Source organism: Arthrobacter sp. 92 (assembly GCF_050260325.1).
In the GTDB taxonomy this organism is placed as follows: Bacteria; Actinomycetota; Actinomycetes; order Actinomycetales; family Micrococcaceae; genus Arthrobacter.
In genome coordinates, this window is record NZ_CP189863.1 from 1005106 (window position 1) to 1025783 (window position 20678).

Consider the following 20678-nt stretch of genomic DNA (forward strand, 5'->3'; position numbering starts at 1 on the left):
ACCCCTAACCCCACCCCACAGAGCGCGAACGGACATTTGAGGCCCCTCCCAAGCGGCCTCAAATGTCCGTTCGCGCTCTTATTAGTTTCCCAAAGCAATCATATTTAGGTATAGTTGCCTAGGGCAAACAAAAAAGGGGTTTTTCCAGCATGGCAGTTGAACCAGATACCGCGTCCGAACTCGTGTACCAGATCTTCGACCTGCAACGGGCCCTCCGATGTGTGACGGTCGCAAACATCAGGGGACAGGAAACTGGCGTCGCGCTGCAGGGCGTTCTGCGCTTTGTGGGAGAAGGGGAGACCCGGGCGACGCAACTGGCAGCACGCCTTGGCGTTAGTGCTCCCGTGCTCAGCAGGCACATCACCGATCTCGAAGAGCTCGGACTGGTGACGCGCCGCCCCGACCCCGAGGACGGACGCGCCCAGCTCGTGGCGCTATCGGCCGCCGGCGTGGATAAACTCCGCGAAATCGAGCTCCAACGAACAGCAACCCTCCAGAGCTACCTGAAGGACTGGAGCCAGAACGACGCCAAAGAAACGGCGAAGATCCTCAGAAGACTCGCTGAATCCCTCAGGGATTCAGCCCGGGCAAAGACGGCCGGACCCACCGAAACCACTCACACCGTTTAGGAGCTGAACATGGCAAGCCACGCTGCAGCCACCGGTCCGTCCCGGGCCCCATCATCGCAACCCGCCCCGCCACCCGCACCGCAGGCGGCGATGACCCACCGCCAGATCATGGAGGCCCTCACCGGCCTCCTCGCGGCATTCTTCACCGCCATCCTCAGCAGCACCATCGTGGCAAACGCGTTGCCCACCATCATGTCCGAACTCAAGGGCACCCAGACCGATTTCGCCTGGGTGATCACGGCCGCGCTGCTGGCCAATGCCGCGACGACGCCGATCTGGGGCAAGCTGGCTGACCTCTTCAACAAGAAGGTCCTCGTCCAGCTGAGCATCGTGATCTTCGTGGCCGGGTCAGTCATGGCAGGCCTGTCCGAAACCATCCCCCTGCTGCTGACCGCCCGGGTCATCCAAGGCATCGCCATGGGCGGCCTCACTGCGCTGGCGCAGGCCATCATCGGCTCCATGATCCCACCCCGCGACCGCGGAAAATACTCCGGGTACATGGGTGGGGTTATGGCCGTGGGCACCGCCGGCGGCCCGTTGCTGGGCGGCTTCATCGTGGACAGCCCCCTCGGATGGCGCTGGACCTTCTTCGTCTGCGTGCCGCTGGCCGTCGTGGCGCTCATCCTGCTTCAAATCACCTTGAAAATCCAGCACGTCAAGCGCCCGGCCAAGATCGACTGGCTCGGCTCCATCCTGTTGACCTCCGGCGTCAGCCTCCTGCTGATCTGGGTATCCTTCGCCGGCAACCCCGACTACTACGACTGGTGGTCCTGGCAGACCGCGGCCATGGTGGGCGGCGGCGTGCTGCTCCTGGCCCTGCTGGTGCTGGTTGAAACCCGCGTGGCCCAGCCCATCATCCCGCTCAGGATCATCTCCGAGCGCACCACGGCCCTGGCCATCCTCGCGTCAGTTGCCGTGGGGGTCGCCATGTTCGGCTCATCCACCTTCCTGGGCCAGTACTACCAGGTTGCCCGCGGCGCCACGCCCACCGAGGCCGGGCTCCTGACCCTCCCCATGATCGCCGGCAACCTGATCGGCTCCGTCCTCTCAGGGCAGCTGATCAGCCGCACCGGAAAGTGGAAGCGCTACCTGGTTGCCGGCTCCGTGCTGCTCATTGGCGGCCTGGGCCTGGCCGGAACCATGGACCACACCACCGAGCTGTGGCTCACCGGCATCTACACCGCCATCCTTGGCCTTGGCCTTGGGCTGCTGATGCAAAACCTCGTCCTTGCCGTGCAAAACACCGTCAAGGCCGCCGACATCGGTACCGCCAGCGCCTCCGTGGCGTTCTTCCGCTCCGTCGGCGGCGCCATCGGCGTCTCCGTGCTTGGCGCGGTCTTGGGTAACCGGGTCAAGGATCTCGCCGTGGAGGGCCTCTCGGCCGCGCACATCCCGGTCCAGGGAGATTCCGCCGCGGCCAGCATGGACCTGAAGGATCTGCCGGAGCCCGTCCGCGGGATCATGCGGGCGGCCTACGGTGATGCCACCGCCCAGATTTTCCTGATTTCGGCGATTATCGGAGTTGTTGCCTTCGTGGCCATCATGTTCATCAAGGAACGCCCGCTTCGACGCACGGTGGACATCCAGCCCGACAGGCCGGGTAACTCCGCCGGGGACGTCACGGCAAACACCCTTCCGATCGGGCCCGCGACGGCGAGCGGTGCTGCCGCGGACGGTGGGGCCGAGGACAGTGCGGGGGAGACGCAACGTGCCTTCGATTTTCAGGACTCGGACATAGACCGGGAATTTGTGGAAGTGCTGAGTCGGCAGTCCGCTGGCGGGTCCACGGAGGCCGAACGCCTTGCGGCCGGCCGTTATGGCAGCTACGCAGCTAGGAATGAGCCGCCGGCACGCGCACGCACCCTCCTGGCCGAAACCCGGGCGCGCTCTGCCGCACGGAGCGGGGAGCCGGGAACCCCCGACGGCGGGGCTTACGGCGCCGTCCCGGCCGCCGACGTCGTGCCCCTGCTCCAGCACACCCAGCGATTGCTGGCCGAACAGCAGCTCCGACTTGCCGAGGCGCTTCGCGCCGTCCAGGAACAGACTGACGTGCAGCGCGCCATTGCCGCGGAGCAGGCGAGGATTTCGGCCGAGCTTACGGGAATGCGCCGCCGGCTCGCAAAGGAACGGAAGCTGCAGCGCGCGGCGGCCGATTACATTGCCACCCATGGCAAGCACCGGAGCGAGTAGTCCGGAAATGTAATCCTGCGGCTCAGGGTTCCAGGACCGGCGAAGCCACAACCACCACGTTCTTGCCCCAAAGATCCTCCGTGTAGCAGCTGATAAGGACAATACGGTTGGGAACGCCGGCCCAGATGGGGCTGTCCTTCAGGGCCGCCTTCTCATAGGTGTCCACTGAGTCCACCCTGTATTGCATGGTTCCCGCTGTTGATATTGCTTCGAAGGTGTCGCCGGGGGCGCTCGAACTGAGCCGGTTGAAAGGTGCCACCCGGTCCTCCCAACTGTGGCCGAGGATGTACGTCGTATTGGTGGACCCGACGCCGGGCATGCCGAAGTTCTCCACCCAGTAGCCGTCCTCGGTGATGGGCGGCACGATTGCCTGGGACTCGAGTTGGTCGGCGCTCGGAGTGAGCGGATGGATCGTGACATCTATTCCGGCGCCCGGGTACAGGATGCGCGTAGGGGCCGCGGCCGGCGGAAAATTGGCGGGCAAGGTTGGCAGCGGTTTTGCAGCCGGTGGCGCGGAGGTGGACAACCCTCGGGCCCCAGTCGGGACAGGCGGCCGGACACCCCAGGGAAAAGTGTCGGCTGGCGCGCCCGGCAGCTGCGTGGGTGCAGGGGAACCTGGATGGGGAGCCGCAGACGCGCGCGTCCCCGATGCCGCGGGCACATTTGCCGGGGTCAGGATGCCGGGCATGAATGTCAGCACAAAAAATGCCAAGACCCCGCAAAGCAACAGCAGCAGGTCGCCACGGTTGAGCCGCAGGCCCTTGAGGGGCGCCCGGCCTTGTGCCTGTCGCTTTGTGAGGCTCCGGCCTCGAAGAGGGCGGGGGAAGGGCATGGGAACTCCTCCGAGATGATCGGCGGTGACGGGCACGGCCGCGACAGCCCATGCCCGTCCCCGCCGCCGGGTCCGCGTCTAGCGGGAGTTGGCGGCCACGTTTGTGCGTGCCCTCCGCCTCAGTGCAACTGCCGCCGTCGCGGCCAGAAGCGCCACCAACCCGCCGAACCACCCCGGTATGCCGCCACCGGCCGGGCTGCCTGCCGCCGTCTGGGCATTGAACCCGCGGTTGATTACCGGAACTGCTGCTGCTCCCACCGGCGCCCCAATGGCTGCACCGGCAGGATTTTCCACCGGATTTTCTACCGGTGTCTCGGCCGGGGGCGTCCCGCCCGGAGGAGTGACGGCTGGAGGGGTCACGTCAGAGGGAGTGACGGCTGGAGGGGTCACGTCAGAAGGCTCGTCGCCGGGGTTTTCGTGGTCCTTTTCGCCGCAACCGCCTGCCGTAGCGAGGAAGTCCGCTTTGCCGTTGTGTCCATCCTTGTGGCCGTTGAGCCAGGCTTGTTCGGCGACCGTGATCACGACGTACGGGTTCGTCTCGGAGCCCGTCGCATGGCAAATCGTGACCTTCTTCGATTCGTCGGCCGCCCCGTGTGCCGCGTCATGTGCCGCTGCGGGACAGCCAGAGGCGGGCGCCGGAATGATGTCACCTTCATGCGAGGCGTGACCGTTGGCTCCGTTGACGGCATTGTCGCTAACGGTGATGTGCACATAGGGGTTCGACTCGGAGCCTGTGGCGTGGCACAGGCTGATCTTGTCCGTAGAGCCGGCGTTTGCGGGAGCGCTTACGCCGACAAACGCCAGGGCCGCGACCCCGGCCGTTGCAAGGATTCTTTTCATGGGATTCTCCATCCGGATCATTTCGCTTGACCAGACTGCGGAAGAGGGAGCCCCCGTGGAGGGGCCGACCGTATTCCATAGGTGCCCAGATCACCTGCTGCTCTCCTGCAGAGTTGTCACTAACTGACCACTTCACGCTATGGCTCCTCACTGGAGTAATCGCGAGTGCTCAGTACCTGACTTGGCACCCGCTTTTCACAGCCGTTCCTGCGGTGGCATCGAGTAGCACCGGTTTCAGCCGTCACAGAACCGCGGCTGTGTCCATCCATCCCCACTGGGGAAAGTCCATTCGGAGGAAATGTCGCCGCGCCTTGTTCCGTGCGGGCACGCTGTTTCGTACAGTGGGGAAGCGAGGACTGTCAGCCCCAAGGGGTATAACTGTCCCCATCTCACCTCGCGCTCTCTCCTAAGGACTCCCGGGCATGCTCGTCACCCTCATACGGCGCTATTCCAAACCGTATCTGCCGTACATTGCGGCCGTCATCGCCTTCCAACTGGCGTCCACCATCTCGGCGCTTTACCTTCCCAGCCTGAACGCCCGGATCATTGACGAGGGCGTGTCCCGCGGCGATACGGATTTCATCTGGCGAACCGGGGCACTGATGCTGGGCGTAGCGCTGATCCAGGTAGTCACGGCCATCGCCGGGGTCTATTTCGGCTCCAAGGCGGCCATGGCGTTCGGCCGCGACCTGCGAAGGGGAGTCTTCCGTAAAGTCAGCAGCTTCTCGGCCAAGGACGTCAACGTCTTTGGCGCGCCGACCCTGATCACGCGGGGAACCAACGACGTCCAGCAGGTCCAGATGCTGATGCTGATGGCGCTGAACTTTATGGTGGCCACGCCCATCATGTGCGTGGGCGGAATTTTCATGGCCTTGCGCGAGGACCTGAACCTGTCCTGGCTGGTGTGGGTTTCGGTTCCCCTGCTGGTGGTTGTGGTGGGCTACCTCGTGGTCCGGCTGATGCCGCTCTTCCGCTCCATGCAGAAGAAGATCGACCGGCTCAATGCCATCCTGCGCGAACAGATCATCGGCATCAGGGTGGTCCGCGCCTTCGTTCGCGAGCCGCACGAGGCGGAACGGTTCGGGGCCGCAAACAAGGAACTCACCGACGTTTCGCTGAAGATCGGCGCACTGTTCGTGCTGATGTTCCCCGCCATCGGCATGATCCTGCACGTCTCCACCGCAGCCGTGTTGTGGTTCGGCGGCCAGCGCGTCGACGCCGGGGAAATGCAGGTCGGCTCGCTGACGGCTTTCCTTCAATACCTGCTCCAGATCCTGATGGCCGTGATGATGGGAACGTTTATGGCCATGATGATTCCCCGGGCCTCGGTCTGCGCTGACCGCATTGGCGAGGTGCTCGACGTCGAGCCCTCCATCCACGAGCCCCTCGCCCCGGTGGCCCCCGCAGCGAGGGCCGGCCGCGTGGAGTTCCGCAACGTCTCCTTCGCCTATCCCGGGGCCGAGGCCCCCGTGCTCTCCGGAATCAGTTTCACGGCCGAGCCCGGCCAGACGGTTGCCATCATCGGGTCCACCGGCGCCGGCAAGACCAGCCTGCTCTCGCTGCTGCCCCGGCTCTACGACGCCCAATCGGGGGAGGTACTGCTCGACGGCGTCCCGGTCACGAACCTCGACCGGGACAGCATCACCCAGCGGGTGGCCATGGTGCCGCAGCGCCCCTACTTGTTCTCCGGAACCATCGAGCATAATCTCCGATTCGGCAAGCCCGAAGCCACCGACACCGAACTATGGGACGCACTCACCGTGGCGCAGGCCGCCGACTTCGTCCGCGAAAAGAAGGACGGCCTCGGTTCCCGGATCGCGCAGGGCGGCACCAACGTCTCCGGCGGCCAGCGGCAGCGCCTCTGCATCGCCCGCGCCCTCGTCACCGAACCCAAGGTGTTCCTGTTTGATGATTCCTTCTCGGCACTGGACGTGGCGACCGACGCCCGGCTGCGGAAGGCGCTCAAGGCCACGACGGCCGACGCCACAGTGATTATCGTCGGTCAACGCGTCTCAACCATTGCCGACGCCGATCAGATCCTGGTCCTGGACAACGGACGGATCGTGGATCGGGGCACGCACGAGGAACTGCTGGAAACCTCCCCCACCTACCAGGAAATTGTTGAATCGCAGCTAAGCGCGGAGGCCCTCGCATGAGCCAGAACCAGAAGGTCCCCGAAAACTCCACACCACCGGCCGAGGCGACCGGGGACGACTTCCACGAGGAGGAGTTCGTTCCCGGGGAAGCCGATGGCGGCATGTTCGGCGCGATACCGGCCAAGAAGGCCCAGCATTTCTGGCCCTCGGCGAAGCGGCTCATGGGCCTGCTGAAGCCGGAGTCCGCCGGAATTGTCCTGGTTCTCGCTATGGTCACCGTGGCCGTTGTCCTCAACGTCATCGCCCCGCGGATCCTGGGCCAGGCAATGGACGTCATCTTCGGCGGGGTGGTGGGCAAACAGCTCCCGGCCGGGGCCACCAAGGACCAGTTCATCGCCGGGCTTCGCTCACAGGGCCAGGACAACTTCGCGGACATGCTGGCCAGGATGGACCTCGTGCCGGGAACGGGCATCGATTTCCAGAAGCTGGCGTTCCTGATCAGCGTGGTGCTGGTGATGTACTTCGTAGCCAATATCTTCCTGTGGCTGCAGGGCTACGTCCTGAACGTGCTCGTCATGCGCGTGGTCCGCACCCTGCGCGACAACACCGAGAAGAAACTCAACAAGCTCCCGCTGAACTACTTCGACACGCGGCAGCGCGGCGACATCCTGTCGCGTGTCACCAACGACGTCGACAACATCCAACAGGCGCTGCAACAGGCGTTCGCCCAGCTGGTGAACTCGGCCCTGACGGTTCTCGGCATCGTGATCATGATGTTCATCGTCTCGTGGCAGTTGGCCCTGATCGCGCTCATCGCGCTGCCCCTCTCCGGGGTGGCCGCGGGCATCATCGGAGCCCGCAGCCAGAAGCTCTTTGCCTCCCAATGGAAGAACACCGGCGAGCTCAATGGCCAGATTGAGGAGTCTTTTTCCGGGCACGATCTGGTGCGCGTCTTCGGCCGCGACGCCGACATGCTGGCCCGCTTTGACGAGCGGAACGAGGCCCTGTACCAGGCCAGCTTCGGGGCGCAGTTCGTGTCCGGCATGATCATGCCCGTGATGCAGTTTGTGTCCTATCTCAGCTACGTGGGAATCGCTGTGGTCGGCGGACTGCGCGTCGCTTCGGGCGGCATGAGCCTGGGCGATGCCACAGCGTTCATCCAGTACTCCCGCGAGTTCACCCAGCCGCTGGGCCAGATGGCGGGCATGGCCAACATGCTGCAGTCCGGGATCGCCTCCGCGGAGCGCGTCTTTGAATTCCTGGACGCCGAAGAGCAGGACGCCGAGACCGCCACGGAGCACCTGCCGGCGAAGACGGATGGCCACGTCGAGTTCAAGCACGTCACTTTCAGCTACTCGCCCGACAAGCCACTCATCGAAGACCTCTCCTTCACCGCCGAGCCAGGGCACACCGTGGCGATCGTGGGCCCCACTGGCGCAGGGAAAACCACCCTCGTGAATCTCGTCATGCGGTTCTACGAGCTCAATTCCGGCAGCATCACCCTGGACGGGGTGGACATCACCCACCTGGGCCGTTCGGAATTGCGGTCCAAAGTGGGCATGGTGCTCCAGGACGCGTGGCTGTTCGGCGGAACCATCTACGACAACATCAAGTACGGGAACCTGGGCGCCACGGAGGGGCAGATCATGGAGGCGGCGAAGGCCACCTTCGTGGACCGCTTCGTCCGCGCGCTGCCGGAGGGCTACAGCACGGTCATTGACGAGGAAGGAAACAACGTCAGCGCCGGTGAAAAGCAGCTCATCACCATCGCGAGGGCGTTTGTAGCCAACCCGTCACTGCTCATCCTGGACGAAGCCACCAGCTCGGTGGACACCAGGACCGAAGTCCTGGTCCAGAAGGCCATGGCTGCATTGCGCACTGACCGCACCAGCTTTGTGATTGCCCACCGCCTTTCCACCATCCGGGATGCCGATACCATCCTGGTGATGGAGGCCGGCCGCATTGTGGAGCAAGGCAACCACCAGGAGCTGCTGGAGGTCAAGGGCGCCTATCACCGGCTTTACATGTCGCAGTTCGCTGGCGAGAACGCCGGAGAACCGCTCGCTGGGGACACGACGGCGGTGCACAGTTGAGCGCGCGGGAGCACCGGCGTATTGAGGTTCTGGTGCCCATGCGCTGGGGCGACATGGACGCCTACGGTCACGTCAACAACGTGCAAATCGTCAGGATGCTGGAAGAGGCACGCATCGGGGCCTTCGGGCCGCCGCGGGGAGCGGGGCTGCCCGGAGCCGAACCTGAGGTGTCACTCTTCAACGATGTTGAGGAGGGCACCATGGCCTTGGTGGTGGAGCACAGGATCCGCTACGTCAAGACGCTGGAGTACCGCAACATCCCTGCCGTGGTCCAGCTGTGGATCGGGGCAGTCAAGGGCGCCAGCTTCGACATCCACTATCTGGTGCAGGATCCCGTGACCGGGGAGGACTGCGTGAAGGCGAGCACGCACCTAGCGTTCGTGGACGAGGAGACGGGCCGGGTGCTGCGGCTGACTCCCGAGCAGAAACTGCGCCTGGCACCATTCGTGCAATAGACAGCCGCGCCCGAAGCGCCTGAGCCAAAAGCCCCTACTTCCGGGCTCGAAACCGTCACTACAATGAACCACGCCGAGGCTAGGAGTTGTGATCATGCACCACCACAAGAAAAAGACCTGGAAAGAGCTTTCTCCCATGGCGCGGTTCGGCACGGTGATGGCCGCCGCTGTCCAGCTTTCGTTGCTGATCGCCGCCCAACGCGATATTTCACGCCGCCCGGCTGAGCAGATCCGTGGCAGCAAGGCGCTGTGGCGGATGGTCACACTCATAAACTTCATCGGGCCGGGCAGTTATTTCGCGTTCGGTCGGAAGAACCTGCCCGTTGGCCGGGTGAGCTAGCCAGGGCCCACCGGGGGCCCCGCGCCAAACCGGCCCGGCGCCTCAGGTATGCGCGTCCGGACCGGCTCAGGTGAGCGGGCGATTGTTAAGCCAGGACTCGAGGAGGATGCGGTTCGTGGCGCTGTCCGGGAGGAGAATCCACGCCGCCAGGTAGAACACGACGGCGGGTCCCGGCAGGAGGGCGAGCACCAGAAGGACGATCCTGGCAGCGTTGGGCGGCACGCCGAGCTTTGCCGCGATGCCGCCGCATACTCCGCCAATCCAACGGTCGGGTCCGCGGGTCACCCCGGCGCTCCGGATGGCGCTGAACAGCTTGTTAGTGAGATCTGGGTTGTTCATGGCAGGTCTCCCATGCCGTAGTGGGCTTTCTGTCGTCAGCATAGGTGCGCCGCAGGACGGCATTCAAGGGCCAAAAGCCTTGGGTCCTGCCGTGAACCACACCGGCCGACAACGCGTGCCGGCGGCTGGGCCCATGGTGGGGACGTTCAGCTTTAGCCTGTAAATTTGAGGTATGACCCCAGCCACAAAGCCCGCAATGACCCGCGCCCCCGGTATCTCCAAGGAGATTGAGGATGCGGCCTGGTTTGTACTGGGGGCAGGCTTGCAGGGAAAGCCCTCGGCCTTGGACGGACGGACGCTGACATGGACGGCCGAGGTCGCGGGGGAGCTGCTGGAGCGCCTGGAACGTGGTGTCCCGGATTCCAAGGCGCCGATGATGACCAACCTGCGGCAGAACCTCGAAGACGCCTCCCGGGGTGCCAAGCAGCTGGCTGTGGAGCTTCTCTTCCTGCAGTCCCTTCCGCTGGCGCATGAGGTCAAATCGCTCAAGGTCAAACGCGCACGCGTCGCCGAGGCCGCCTCCTGGCTTGAGCCCCCGCTCGAACTGCCGGAAGAACTGTATAAGGGCATGACCGATCACGGCGTCATCCGGGACCGGACCGCGGAATTCAACTGGACCATCTGGGACCACCTGAAGTGGTTGTGCCGTTTTGTGCAGCACGTGGATCAGCAGCCGTCCAGCGTCCTTAACAAATCCCTGAAGGACCCGCTGGCATTCCACCAGCTCGCCGCGGGGACCCCGGATGATCAGCCCGCCATCCGCCGCAGCGTCGAGTACCTGGTCTGGCCCGGCTACTTCGAACCAGTGGTGGCAGACGTGGAGCGGCAGGAAATCCGGGATGCGTTCGCGTCCCTGGTGGGCGGCGCCAAGGGCGACAGCGACGAGGAAATCACCGCCGACATCCACCGGATCCGTCTCTACCTGGACCAGCAGGCGGGCCAGCGCATCGACTGGTACGCCCGCCAACTGGTCAGCCAGTGGCGCAAGGTAGGGGATCCGGGCCGCCGGGCATGGCTGTTGCGCACCCACCAGGACGCCTCGGATCTGCTCGCCGCGTGGCACGACCAGGAGAAGGTGACCCTCGCCGTCGAACATCTCCGCCTTTTGGACCCCGGGGTCACCGCCGGGCTGGTCCAGCACGCCGTGGATGAGGACTACAAGCACCTCGGCTACGTGGAACGCGAGGACACCAAAACCGCCGTCTTTGCCTTCCTGACCGTCATGAAACCGGGCGATCTAGCGCTGTACCAGCACTCGGGCGCCGTCCGGTTGGGAGTGGTGCTCGGGGAACCGGAGCACAACGAGGACAACCGCAGGATGCGCCGCAAGGTCCGCTGGTTCGACGAAGCCCACCCCGTCACCGATCTTCCCCGCCATGTCCAGCGCCAGCTGGCCACTCCCGGGATCATCGTGGATGTCACCCGCGTAGCCCAGGCGTTGCAGGCGCTGCTTCCCGCCGAGGCGGAAGCGGAGGCAGAGGCCGACGACGCCGCGACGCCGGATGCCGCTGTCGAACCCCTTGCAGAGGGGTTCCGGCCGCTGACCGAGGAATTCGCGCAGTCCCTGCACATGGATCTGGAGCCACTGCAGGAAATCGCCGAACTGTTGGAGGAGAACCGGCAGCTGGTGCTCTATGGTCCGCCCGGAACCGGTAAGACGTACCTTGCCAAGCACCTCGCCGCGGAACTGGCCGGTGATGCCACGGACGAGCGCGTGAAGCTGGTGCAGTTCCATCCCTCATATGCCTATGAGGACTTCTTTGAAGGTTTCCGGCCGGACAAGACCGATGAAGGCCAGGTGTCCTTCAAGCTGGTGGCTGGACCCTTGCGGAGGCTTGCCGAGGAAGCGGCCAAGCCCGGCAACGAAAAGAAGCCGTACTTCCTGATCATCGACGAGATGAACCGGGCCAACCTGGCCAAGGTTTTCGGCGAGCTGTACTTCCTGCTGGAGTACCGGGATGACCGGATCTACCTCCAATACAGCCCCAATGAGCCGTTCACGCTCCCGGACAACCTGTACATCATCGGCACCATGAACACCGCGGACCGTTCCATCGCCATGATGGATGCCGCCATCCGCCGCCGCTTCTCCTTCATCGAACTGCACCCGAAAACCGAGCCGGTCAAGGGCTCGCTGCTGCGGTTCCTCGAGGCGCGGCAGCTGGACACCACCCCCGCCCTGCTCCTGGACGCCCTCAACGACGCAATCGACGAGTGGGACCGTGATCTCATGATCGGCCCGTCGTACTTTATGAAGAAGTCCGCCCAGACCCCGAAGGGCCTGCGCCGGATCTGGAAGTATGAGCTGATGCCGCTGATGGAGGAGCACTACCACGGGCAGCTCAACCGGGCACAGCTCCAGGAGCGCTTCGGGCTGGAGCAGCTGATGGGCCGGCTTGCGTCCCGCTAGCGCTGTGGGCACGCTTCCGGGCGCCCCGTCCACGGGGAAGCGGCCGTCCAAGCCGGAGGGACTGCGCCACATCGTGCTGGACGAGTTGTCCGGCGGAGTGGTGGACAAGCTCGATGCCGCCAGCGCAGCTTTCCTGAACGCCAGCGGCCTCGCGAAGGCATCGCCGATGGGCATGGGCCTGTTCAGGATTGAGCCGGTGGGCAAAGTGGGGTCCGTCCGCACCCCCACGGTTCAGCTCGAAGTGCGCCCGAAGGGCCGCCTCGGGCTGAAGAGGCTGCTCTTCCTCCTGAGCTATGCAGGCAGCCAGGGCTTCCGTGACGATGCCGTGGCTGCCGTCGAGGATTCCGACCTCTGGAGCGCCCTCGCCGAGTCGCTGGCCCAGCTGGCCGAACGGGCACTGAGCCGGGGGGTCTTGCAGGGATATCTCACGGTCGACGAATCGCTGCGGACGGTCAAGGGCCGGATCCGCATATCCGACCAGATCTCACGGCGGCCCGGAATGCTGGTGCCCCTGGAAGTCTCGTATGACGAGTTCACCGAGGACATCCCGGAGAACCGCATTCTGAAGGCGGCACTGGAACGCATGGCCCAGGTGCCGCGGGTCCGCCCCGAAGTGCAAAGCCGGCTTCGGCAGCTTAAAGGAAAGCTCGACGCCGTCACGCGGCTCCGGCCGGGGGCGCCGATTCCCGCGTGGCAGGCCAGTCGGATGAACATCCGGTATCACGCAGTGCTCCGCCTGTCCGAGGTGATCCTCCGCAACGCCTCCGCCGAAGCGGGCGACGGCAAGCAGCAGACGGCGTCGTTTGTGGTGGACATGGCCCAGGTCTTCGAGGACTTCGTGGGGACCGCGCTCCGGGAGGCAATGTCAGCCCATCCGGGTGAGACGCGCCTGCAGTACAACGCCCTGTTGAACGAGGCTGTCCGCGACTCGGACAGGCTCACAGTGCGTCCGGACGCCGTGCACCTTCTAGGCGGCCGCCCCGTGGTGGTTTATGACACGAAGTACAGGGCGGCCTCTGACCTGGGCGCGTCATTGTCCGCGGATCACTTCCAAATGCTTGCCTTCTGCACCGCGCTAAGGGTTCCCACGGCGTGGCTGGTGTATGCAGGTTCGGGGGAGATGAAGCTTCGCCGAATCCTTAACACCGACATCGACGTGGTGGAGTTCCCGCTTGATTTGTCCCTGCCGCCGTCCGGAATCCTGGCAGCCGTCGCGGACCTGGCACAACAGTCCTGGGGCGAAGTGGTGCGGCAGGCCCGACTTAATCAATGACTGGTGGCGCGCCGCGCCCGGGCATTGACATGAGGTGCATCAGCAAGGCCCGCTCCGGATTGCCCCGGTACTTGTAAAGGCAACGCCGGAGTTGCTCGCGGATCAACGAGCTCTCCGGGTCGGTTCCCATCAGGATCGCATTGATGATGTCCCTGGATTGTCGGCGGATGGGCTCAAGATTGACCTGAGGGGGAGGGGCGCCCGGACTTCCGGGCATGGATTGAGCTTGGTGTGGGAATGCGTCCAGCATCGTATTCTGCGGCATCTGCTTAGCCTCCTGTGGCGCATGTGCATGCACCTTGGAATCGTCTGGCCGGTATTACCCGAAACCGCGGAACACGTTCCCCTCGACAAGCGCCCGGGAAATATTACGACCCGAATAATCGATTTTAGCTCAGACAGACTGGTCTGTCTCCCCTTTGGAGTAAACTTGTGGTCTAATGACTGCGCCGCCAGATCGCCTTGCCGTCCGGCCAGCCCCGAACGGGCTGGCCGTCAGCGCTGCGGACCCGAGGCAGCGGATTGTTGATACGGCCTACGAATTGTTCGCCCGCCGGGGTATCAGGGACGTGGGCGTAAATGAGCTCATAACCGCGGCCGGCGTAGCCAAAGCCACGTTCTACCGGCACTTCGCTTCGAAGGATGAGCTGGTCCTGGCCTTCCTCGAACAACGCGACCGGGTGTGGACTGTGGACTTTGTTGTCGGAGAGGCGCGGCGACGTGGCGAGACGCCGGTCGACCAGTTGCTGGCCATCTTCGACGTCTTTGGCGATTGGTTCCGCCGCGACGACTTTGAGGCCTGCTCCTTTATCAATATCCTGCTGGAAATGGGTCCAAAGCATCGGCTGGGGCACGCCAGCATCGACTACCTGGCCAAGATTCGCGGGCATGTCAGGCAGCTCGCCGAGGAAGCGGGGCTGCGGGACACCGAGAACTTTGCCCGATCCTGGCACATTTTGATGAAGGGCTGCATTATTTCCGCCGCCGAAGGGGATCTGGACGCGTCCAAGCGGGCGCAGCGAATGGCCAAGTGCCTGATCGAGGAGCACCGGTGACGGATCAGCTCCTACGCCACCCTTGGCCGGCTCTTAAGCCGGCAGCCGGAAGGTGAAGGTGGTTCCCTGGCCGAGCGCGCTCTGCACCTGGATGTCGCCTCCGTAGGCCTCCACAATCGCCTTGCTGATGGAGAGCCCCAGCCCGACTCCCGGGATGGCGGTGTTCCGCACGTTGTCGGACCGGAAGAATTTTGTGAACGCGTCGGCCTGGTCCCTCGCCGTCATCCCCATACCTGTGTCGCGCACCTGACACACCACGTCGCTGCCCTCTGCCCCCAGCGAAACCACCACTTCGCCCCCGTCGGGCGAGTATTTGATGGCGTTGGAAACCAGGTTGTCCAGCACCTGCGACATCCTGGCGGAATCAACGTGGGCATCGAGGCGATCCGGCGTCTCGGCGCGGATGTGAACGTTGGCTGTGCGGGCTCGGGGGAGCGAAGCGGTGACGCTTGCGTGGACGAGGTCCGCCACATCCACCGCCTGGGGGCTGACGATCAGTTGCCCGTTCCGGCTGGCGAGCAGATCCGACACAAGGCCCAGCAGCCGCTGTGAGTTCCGGCGGATAATCATGAGCATTTCGCGGTGGGACGCTGGCAGCTCGTCATCGTCATCCAGCAGCAGCTCCACGTAGCCCAGGATCGAGGTCAGCGGGGTGCGGAACTCGTGGGAGACGTTGGAGACGAAGTCGTCCTTCGCGGCCAGCGCGTTCACGAGGTCTGTCACGTCGCTGAAGACAATCACCGAGCCGGCGAAGTGGCCGTCCTGGTCCTTCATGGCCCGCGCGCTGGTGGTGATGGCCCGCTGTTCGCTTCCGTGGCCGAGCCAGATCAGATTGTCGGTGAACGTCTCACCGAGCACCGCACGCCGCACGGGGCGGGATTCCGCCGGGATCTGCGTGGTTCTGTCGGCGTCGAAAACCAGCAGCTGGGATTCGTTGGGATTGGTGTTGCCGGGCGGCGCAGCCAGGCGATGGTTCTCCCGCTGCTTGCGGTTCATCAGGATGTCGTGGCCTTCAGCGTCAACCGCCAGGACACCCAGGTGCACTGTCTCCAGTACCGTGTTCAGCAGCTCTTCCTGCCGTTTGCTGTCCGCCAGTGCCCCTCGCAGCTGCGTATCCTTGTCCTCGAGATCGCGCTGCTGGCGGACCATGCTCAGGGTCATGACGCTGATGGACGTGCCGATGCCAAGCAATAAGACGGGCAGGAGCAGGGACCGGGCCAGGTCCTGGCCAGTCAAGGCGCCCTTGATAACGAGGGGAACCCAGATGATCGCCAGCGGCGCAAGGAACGACATCACGACGGCGGCCCGGGGATACAGGCCCGATGCGCACAGCCAGATGACGGGAAATACTGCCAGGAGACTGATGCCGGTCAGGCTGTCCTGGCCGCCTTCCCGCCCAAAGGCGATGGAGACAAAGTCCAGGACGGGAATCAGCAGGACGCTGGCGAACGGCAGACGCTCCCACGGAATTGCGTAACAAAGGACGAGGAGAACGCACTGCGAAGCCAGGAAGCCAAAAAACAGCGGCTGGGAGAGCGTTTCCGGAAAGAAGAGCAATACCAGCACCCCGGTCAGGACCGCCGTGACGGATAACGGCAGCTGGCTCAACGTCACGCGGCGGCGGAGTGAGTACTCGTGGAACGGCCGCCTGAAGAGCAGCATCCGGCCGGAGGGAATATTCCAGGTTGCGTTACGACTCATGGGGTGTTGAGCGGGGAAGTGTCGTTTACTGTACGCATGCCAGCATGATATCCGGCGCGGGCTATACTTCTGACGGTATCGAGCGGACTGAGGGGGCTGCGATGAGTGAATCACGTGTGGGTCTGGTAATCGAAGACGACCATGACATCCGTGAGCTGGTGCGGGTGGTTCTGGTTCAGGCCGGCTTCAATGTACAGGTGGCCAGCAGCGGGGCAGAGGGAGTTCTGGCAGCCAAGGAACTCAAACCCGCCGTGATCACCCTTGACCTTGGCCTTCCGGACATCGACGGCTTCGAAGTGGCGCGCCAGATCCGTGAATTCTCGGACGCCTACATCGTGATGCTAACTGCCCGCGCCGAGGAGCTGGATACCCTCATCGGTTTGGAATCAGGTGCGGACGACTACCTCACCAAGCCGTTCCGGCCCCGGGAATTGCGCGCGCGGGTGGCGGCCATGATGCGGCGTCCGCGTTCGGCGCCGGAGACCCCGGCCGAGGAGACCGCCTCTACCGCCGGTGCCCCTGTAACGATGCTCAAACACAATGGCCTGGAGTTCAGCTATGAGTCCCGGACCGTGGTGGTGGACGGCCGCGAACTGCATCTGACACGAACCGAATTCGACCTGCTCCACGCCCTCTTGGAGGCTGGCCGCGTGGTACGCACGAAGTCTGACCTTGTCAGGCGGCTCCGGGATGAACCGTACGACGTCGGCGGCTACATTTCCGAGGCGGACGAACGCTCCGTCGAGGTACACATGGGCAACCTGCGCAAAAAGCTGGGGGATAGCCCGCAGAACCCCCGGTGGCTGCAGACTGTCCGCGGCGTTGGCTATAGGCTGGCCCCGGCCGAGCGCTGACCGCAGGCCGGGCGCGGACCGCCGGCCGTTCAGGCCGCTGCTGATGACAGCCCCGCCACCGTCTGTCCGATGCAGGCATCCATGCGCTCCAGCAGCCCCGTCCGCACCAACGCTCCGGTGCCGGTGTCAGGATCTGAGCCGAACAGCCTCAGGACTGACTCGAGCTGGTCCGCCAGGTAGCTCAGATGCGCGGCGCCCACCATTTGGCTGGACGTCTTGATGCTGAGGACCGCATCCATGGCAACCTCGAAGTCCATGGTGTCCAAGGCGTACCGCAGCCTTCCCACCCGGCGCGGCAGCTGCTGGATGTAGCTGTCGACAAAGACGGTGCAAAACGCCGCATCCGGCTCCAGCTCACGCCGAAGAAGCGCAAGGACGGAGGGATCCACGCAGGGAGTGTTGGTGTCCGTCGACCCGGGCAACTGGTTCCTTCCTTCCCTCGCTGTGGTGGTTATTGCCTCATCTACAGTAGGGCCGGGGTGGAACGGCCAAACGCCGTATCCGGGATATCCGGCGAAATTTGCGGCAATCTTGAGAGACCACCGTCCGCCGGTTCAGCCTGGAGTAACAGGCGCCGTCCCGCGAAGGGGCACAATCTATTCTTCGGTGAGGAACTGATCCAGGTGCTGTTCGAGGGCGGACCGGTCCCTGAGCTCGCACTCCCAGATGGTGAGCACCTTCCAGCCTGCCGTCTCCAGCCGGCTGAGTTGCTCGGCATCGCGGTTCTTGGTGCGTGTGCGCTTTGTCTCCCAGAATTCGGCGTTCGCCGTTGGGGCGCGCCGGCCCGCCTTGCAGTCATGGAAATGCCAGAAACATCCGTTCACGAAGATGACTTTGTGGCGGCTCGCGAACACGAGATCCGGATTTCCGGGCAACTTGCCGCCGCCCGCACTGCCGTGAAGCCGGTAGCGGTAGCCCTTCGCGTGCAGCAGACGGCGGACCAGCAGCTCGGGCTTAGTGTTCTTGCCCCTGATCCGCGACATGTTCCAGCTGCGCCGCTCCGGGGTCAGCTGGTCTGCCATGGGTTAAGTCTAGGCGGCCAGCGGAAGGCAACTTCCTGGCGGCAGGATCTGGGAGCCGGACCAGGAAACCGGCTCATTGGCCGGAGGACTGGAAGTTCAGCTAGATCTCGCGTTCTGGATGTTCACCGAATTGGAAATGCCGTCCGCTGATTGACACCGGCTCGATCTCCACGTAGAAGTCCTTCAGCGTGGGAACCCACGGCTTCAGCCCAAGGGCCTCGGCTTCGGCGATGTCGGCGGCCTTGTCCAGCACCCGGGCGTTGCCACGGAGCACCACGGACCAGGCTTCGTCGGACAAAATGCCGTCCGCTTCGAAGAGGACCTTGGAATTGATGGTTAGCTCGGCGAGTTTGTTTCCTGGGGCGGTGCGAATGTAGAGCCGGCGTCCGCCCACCGCATAGTTCACGGGGAAGATATCGGGCTCGCCGGCCACGATGACTACGAGACGGCCGTGTTTGGTGCCCTCGAGAAGGCGCCATGATTCGTCGTCGTCCAGATTCAGGATGGGGTTGCCATCAGGGTGCGTGAACATCATGTGCCCATTGTTCAACCCACCGAGGACAAAGACCAGAGCCCTAAGGTCACAAAACATCTCGTTGCTGGGCGCGGCCGCAGATTCGTAACGTCTTTGAAACGGCCTGGAGACAGGCCCGTTGCACGCCGTGGATAGCGTCAGCAAGGACGATCCGACAACGAAAGCGATTACTGATGACCAATGAGCTTAAGGACACGCAGTTACTTGAGGCGGCCGGGACAACCGCCGTCGAACGCGGAGCCGGGGGGACCAGTCCAAAGGGAAACGCCGATGCGCTCAACGCCACCAAGGAAAGCCTGGAGGACTACACGCTTCGATTTGCTCCAAGGTCCTACAGGAAGTGGAGTGCCGGCGTGGTGGCCACCAGCGCGCTTGGCGGCATCGCCTACCTCGCCGACTTTTCCATCGGCGCCAACATCGGGATCTCCTACGGGACAGTAAACGCGATGCTCGGCATTGTGGTGGCGGCGGTGATTATCTTCGCCACGGGATTTCCACTGGCGTATTACGCGGCCCGGTACAACATTGACTTGGATCTCATCACCCGCGGTTCCGGATTTGGCTACTACGGCTCCGTGGTCACGAACGTCATTTTCGCCACGTTCACATTCATCTTCTTCGCGCTCGAAGGATCCATCATGGCGCAGGGCCTGGAGCTGGGACTCAGGATTCCGCAGTGGCTCGGCTACGCGGCGTCGACCATCCTCATCATCCCACTGGTGATTTACGGGATGAACACACTCGCCAAGCTCCAAGTGTGGACAACGCCGCTCTGGCTGCTCCTCATGGTTGTGCCGGTGGCCTATCTCCTCGTTTCCCACCCCGGAAGTATCGACGACTTCTTCGCCTTCACCGGAAAAACAGGCGCCGGAGGAACCAACCTGGCTTCCGTGATGCTCGCCGCCGGCGTGTGCTTGTCCCTGATGGCCCAGATCGCGGAACAGATCGACTACCTGCGCTTCATGCCGCCCAAAACTGCCGAGAACAACCGCGCGTGGTGGCGTGCAGTGATCCTGGCCGGCCCAGGCTGGGTGATCTTCGGGGCCATCAAGCAGATCGTGGGCATGTTCATTGCCATCTACCTCATCGCCAAGCTGGATCCAGACGCGTCCGCCACAGCCAATGAACCGGTGCATCAATTCTTGGGCGTATACCAGGAGATGATGCCTGCATGGCTGGCTATGACGCTGGCCGTGGTGCTGGTGGTCATTTCCCAGATCAAGATCAATGTGACGAATGCCTATTCCGGGTCCCTGGCCTGGACCAACAGCTTTACCCGAATCACCAAGTCCTACCCGGGCCGGATGGTTTTTGTGGTGGTGAACCTGGTGATCGCCCTCGTGCTGATGGAAGCCAACATGTTCGATTTCCTGAACACCATCCTGGGTTTCTACGCCAATTGCGCCATGGCCTGGGTGGTCACCGTCGCGTCCGATATCGCCATTAACAAGTACCTCCTGAAGGTTTCGCCCAAGGTTCCCGAGTTCCGTCGCGGCATGCTCTATGCCGTCAACCCGGTGGGGTTTGTATCCATGCTCGTCTCAGCGGGAATTTCGATCGAGGTCTTTTTCGGGGCGTTCGGCGCCGGCATCCAGCCGTACTCGCCGGTCTTTGCCGTGGGACTGGCACTGGTCCTCCCGCCCATCCTCGCCACGGCGACCAAAGGCAAGTACTACCTCCGCCGCACCGACGACGGCATTGATTTGCCGATGTTCGACGCCGACGGGAATCCCAGTGACGCCAGGCTGTTGTGCCATGTGACGGGCATCGAATTCGAGCGTCCGGACATGATCCGCTCCGCGGAGGACGGGCCCGACGGCGAGCCGCAGTTCGTGTCATCGCTCGCATTGTCTACTGACACAAAGGGAAGCCTGGTGCTGCCGGCGCAGAAGTAGCGGAGGCTGCGAGCTGGCTGCTGTATCTGCCGGCCGCAGGCAGGCAGGCGCTTGGGCGCAGCGGGCCCGGACGGGAGAACGTCCGGGCCCGCTGGCGTGACGGGCTTCATGCCGTGGGA

Annotated in this window: 18 protein-coding genes; 11 read left to right on the top strand and 7 right to left on the bottom strand. The window is 63.9% G+C overall.

Features of this window, described 5'->3' with window-relative positions; translation table 11 throughout:
• Positions 1–149: 149 nt before the first annotated feature.
• A complete protein-coding gene (locus tag ACP4XC_RS04675; RefSeq protein ID WP_427173702.1) occupies positions 150–629 on the top strand; it encodes a MarR family winged helix-turn-helix transcriptional regulator in 480 nt (159 codons plus the stop codon).
• Between the two features lie 90 nt (positions 630–719).
• On the top strand, positions 720–2819 hold the full coding sequence (locus ACP4XC_RS04680; protein ID WP_427175016.1) for an MDR family MFS transporter: 2100 nt from the start codon (positions 720–722) through the stop codon (positions 2817–2819).
• A 22-nt stretch (positions 2820–2841) separates the two neighbouring features.
• Here the strand turns inward: ACP4XC_RS04680 and ACP4XC_RS04685 are convergent, their stop codons facing one another.
• Complete coding sequence (locus ACP4XC_RS04685; protein ID WP_427173703.1) at positions 2842–3303, bottom strand: class F sortase; 462 nt, start codon at positions 3301–3303, stop codon at positions 2842–2844.
• 426 nt (positions 3304–3729) lie between these two features.
• Positions 3730–4491: a hypothetical protein gene (locus ACP4XC_RS04690; protein WP_427173704.1), complete on the bottom strand. Its 762-nt coding sequence runs from the start codon at positions 4489–4491 to the stop codon at positions 3730–3732.
• A gap of 422 nt (positions 4492–4913) precedes the next feature.
• On the opposite strand from ACP4XC_RS04690, the gene ACP4XC_RS04695 reads away from it, so the two are divergent.
• The 4 genes from ACP4XC_RS04695 (at position 4914) to ACP4XC_RS04710 (ending at position 9475) form a co-directional block, all read left to right on the top strand.
• Positions 4914–6647 (top strand): ABC transporter ATP-binding protein, encoded by a 1734-nt coding sequence (locus tag ACP4XC_RS04695; protein WP_427173705.1) that lies wholly within the window; start codon positions 4914–4916, stop codon positions 6645–6647.
• Positions 6644–8680, top strand: coding sequence for an ABC transporter ATP-binding protein (locus ACP4XC_RS04700; RefSeq protein ID WP_427173706.1), 2037 nt, complete (start codon positions 6644–6646; stop codon positions 8678–8680). Before ACP4XC_RS04695 ends, ACP4XC_RS04700 begins: the two co-directional genes overlap by 4 nt.
• 38 nt (positions 8681–8718) lie before the next feature.
• Positions 8719–9135 (top strand): acyl-CoA thioesterase, encoded by a 417-nt coding sequence (locus ACP4XC_RS04705; RefSeq protein WP_427175017.1) that lies wholly within the window; start codon positions 8719–8721, stop codon positions 9133–9135.
• Between the two features lie 94 nt (positions 9136–9229).
• On the top strand, positions 9230–9475 hold the full coding sequence (locus ACP4XC_RS04710; RefSeq protein WP_427173707.1) for a PLDc N-terminal domain-containing protein: 246 nt from the start codon (positions 9230–9232) through the stop codon (positions 9473–9475).
• A 66-nt stretch (positions 9476–9541) separates the two neighbouring features.
• On the opposite strand, the gene ACP4XC_RS04715 is transcribed toward ACP4XC_RS04710, so the two are convergent.
• Positions 9542–9814: a PspC domain-containing protein gene (locus tag ACP4XC_RS04715; RefSeq protein WP_427173708.1), complete on the bottom strand. Its 273-nt coding sequence runs from the start codon at positions 9812–9814 to the stop codon at positions 9542–9544.
• Between the two features lie 172 nt (positions 9815–9986).
• On the opposite strand from ACP4XC_RS04715, the gene ACP4XC_RS04720 reads away from it, so the two are divergent.
• The 3 genes from ACP4XC_RS04720 (at position 9987) to ACP4XC_RS04730 (ending at position 14552) form a co-directional block, all read left to right on the top strand.
• Entirely contained in the window at positions 9987–12224 is a 2238-nt protein-coding gene (locus ACP4XC_RS04720) for an McrB family protein (protein ID WP_427173709.1), read from the top strand.
• Positions 12225–12300: 76 nt separating this feature from the next.
• A complete protein-coding gene (locus ACP4XC_RS04725; protein WP_427175018.1) occupies positions 12301–13497 on the top strand; it encodes an McrC family protein in 1197 nt (398 codons plus the stop codon).
• A gap of 440 nt (positions 13498–13937) precedes the next feature.
• On the top strand, positions 13938–14552 hold the full coding sequence (locus tag ACP4XC_RS04730) for a TetR/AcrR family transcriptional regulator (protein ID WP_427173710.1): 615 nt from the start codon (positions 13938–13940) through the stop codon (positions 14550–14552).
• A gap of 33 nt (positions 14553–14585) precedes the next feature.
• Here the strand turns inward: ACP4XC_RS04730 and ACP4XC_RS04735 are convergent, their stop codons facing one another.
• A complete protein-coding gene (locus ACP4XC_RS04735; protein ID WP_427173711.1) occupies positions 14586–16253 on the bottom strand; it encodes a sensor histidine kinase in 1668 nt (555 codons plus the stop codon).
• 101 nt (positions 16254–16354) lie between these two features.
• On the opposite strand from ACP4XC_RS04735, the gene ACP4XC_RS04740 reads away from it, so the two are divergent.
• Entirely contained in the window at positions 16355–17107 is a 753-nt protein-coding gene (locus tag ACP4XC_RS04740; protein WP_427173712.1) for a response regulator transcription factor, read from the top strand.
• 29 nt (positions 17108–17136) lie between these two features.
• On the opposite strand, the gene ACP4XC_RS04745 is transcribed toward ACP4XC_RS04740, so the two are convergent.
• The 3 genes from ACP4XC_RS04745 to ACP4XC_RS04755 all read right to left on the bottom strand — a co-directional run bounded on the left by ACP4XC_RS04745 (position 17137) and on the right by ACP4XC_RS04755 (position 18664).
• Positions 17137–17496 (bottom strand): Hpt domain-containing protein, encoded by a 360-nt coding sequence (locus tag ACP4XC_RS04745; protein ID WP_427173713.1) that lies wholly within the window; start codon positions 17494–17496, stop codon positions 17137–17139.
• 207 nt (positions 17497–17703) lie between these two features.
• Positions 17704–18129: a very short patch repair endonuclease gene (locus ACP4XC_RS04750; RefSeq protein WP_427173714.1), complete on the bottom strand. Its 426-nt coding sequence runs from the start codon at positions 18127–18129 to the stop codon at positions 17704–17706.
• A gap of 100 nt (positions 18130–18229) precedes the next feature.
• On the bottom strand, positions 18230–18664 hold the full coding sequence (locus tag ACP4XC_RS04755) for a pyridoxamine 5'-phosphate oxidase family protein (RefSeq protein ID WP_427173715.1): 435 nt from the start codon (positions 18662–18664) through the stop codon (positions 18230–18232).
• 173 nt (positions 18665–18837) lie between these two features.
• On the opposite strand from ACP4XC_RS04755, the gene ACP4XC_RS04760 reads away from it, so the two are divergent.
• On the top strand, positions 18838–20559 hold the full coding sequence (locus ACP4XC_RS04760) for a purine-cytosine permease family protein (protein ID WP_427173716.1): 1722 nt from the start codon (positions 18838–18840) through the stop codon (positions 20557–20559).
• Positions 20560–20678 lie beyond the last annotated feature (119 nt).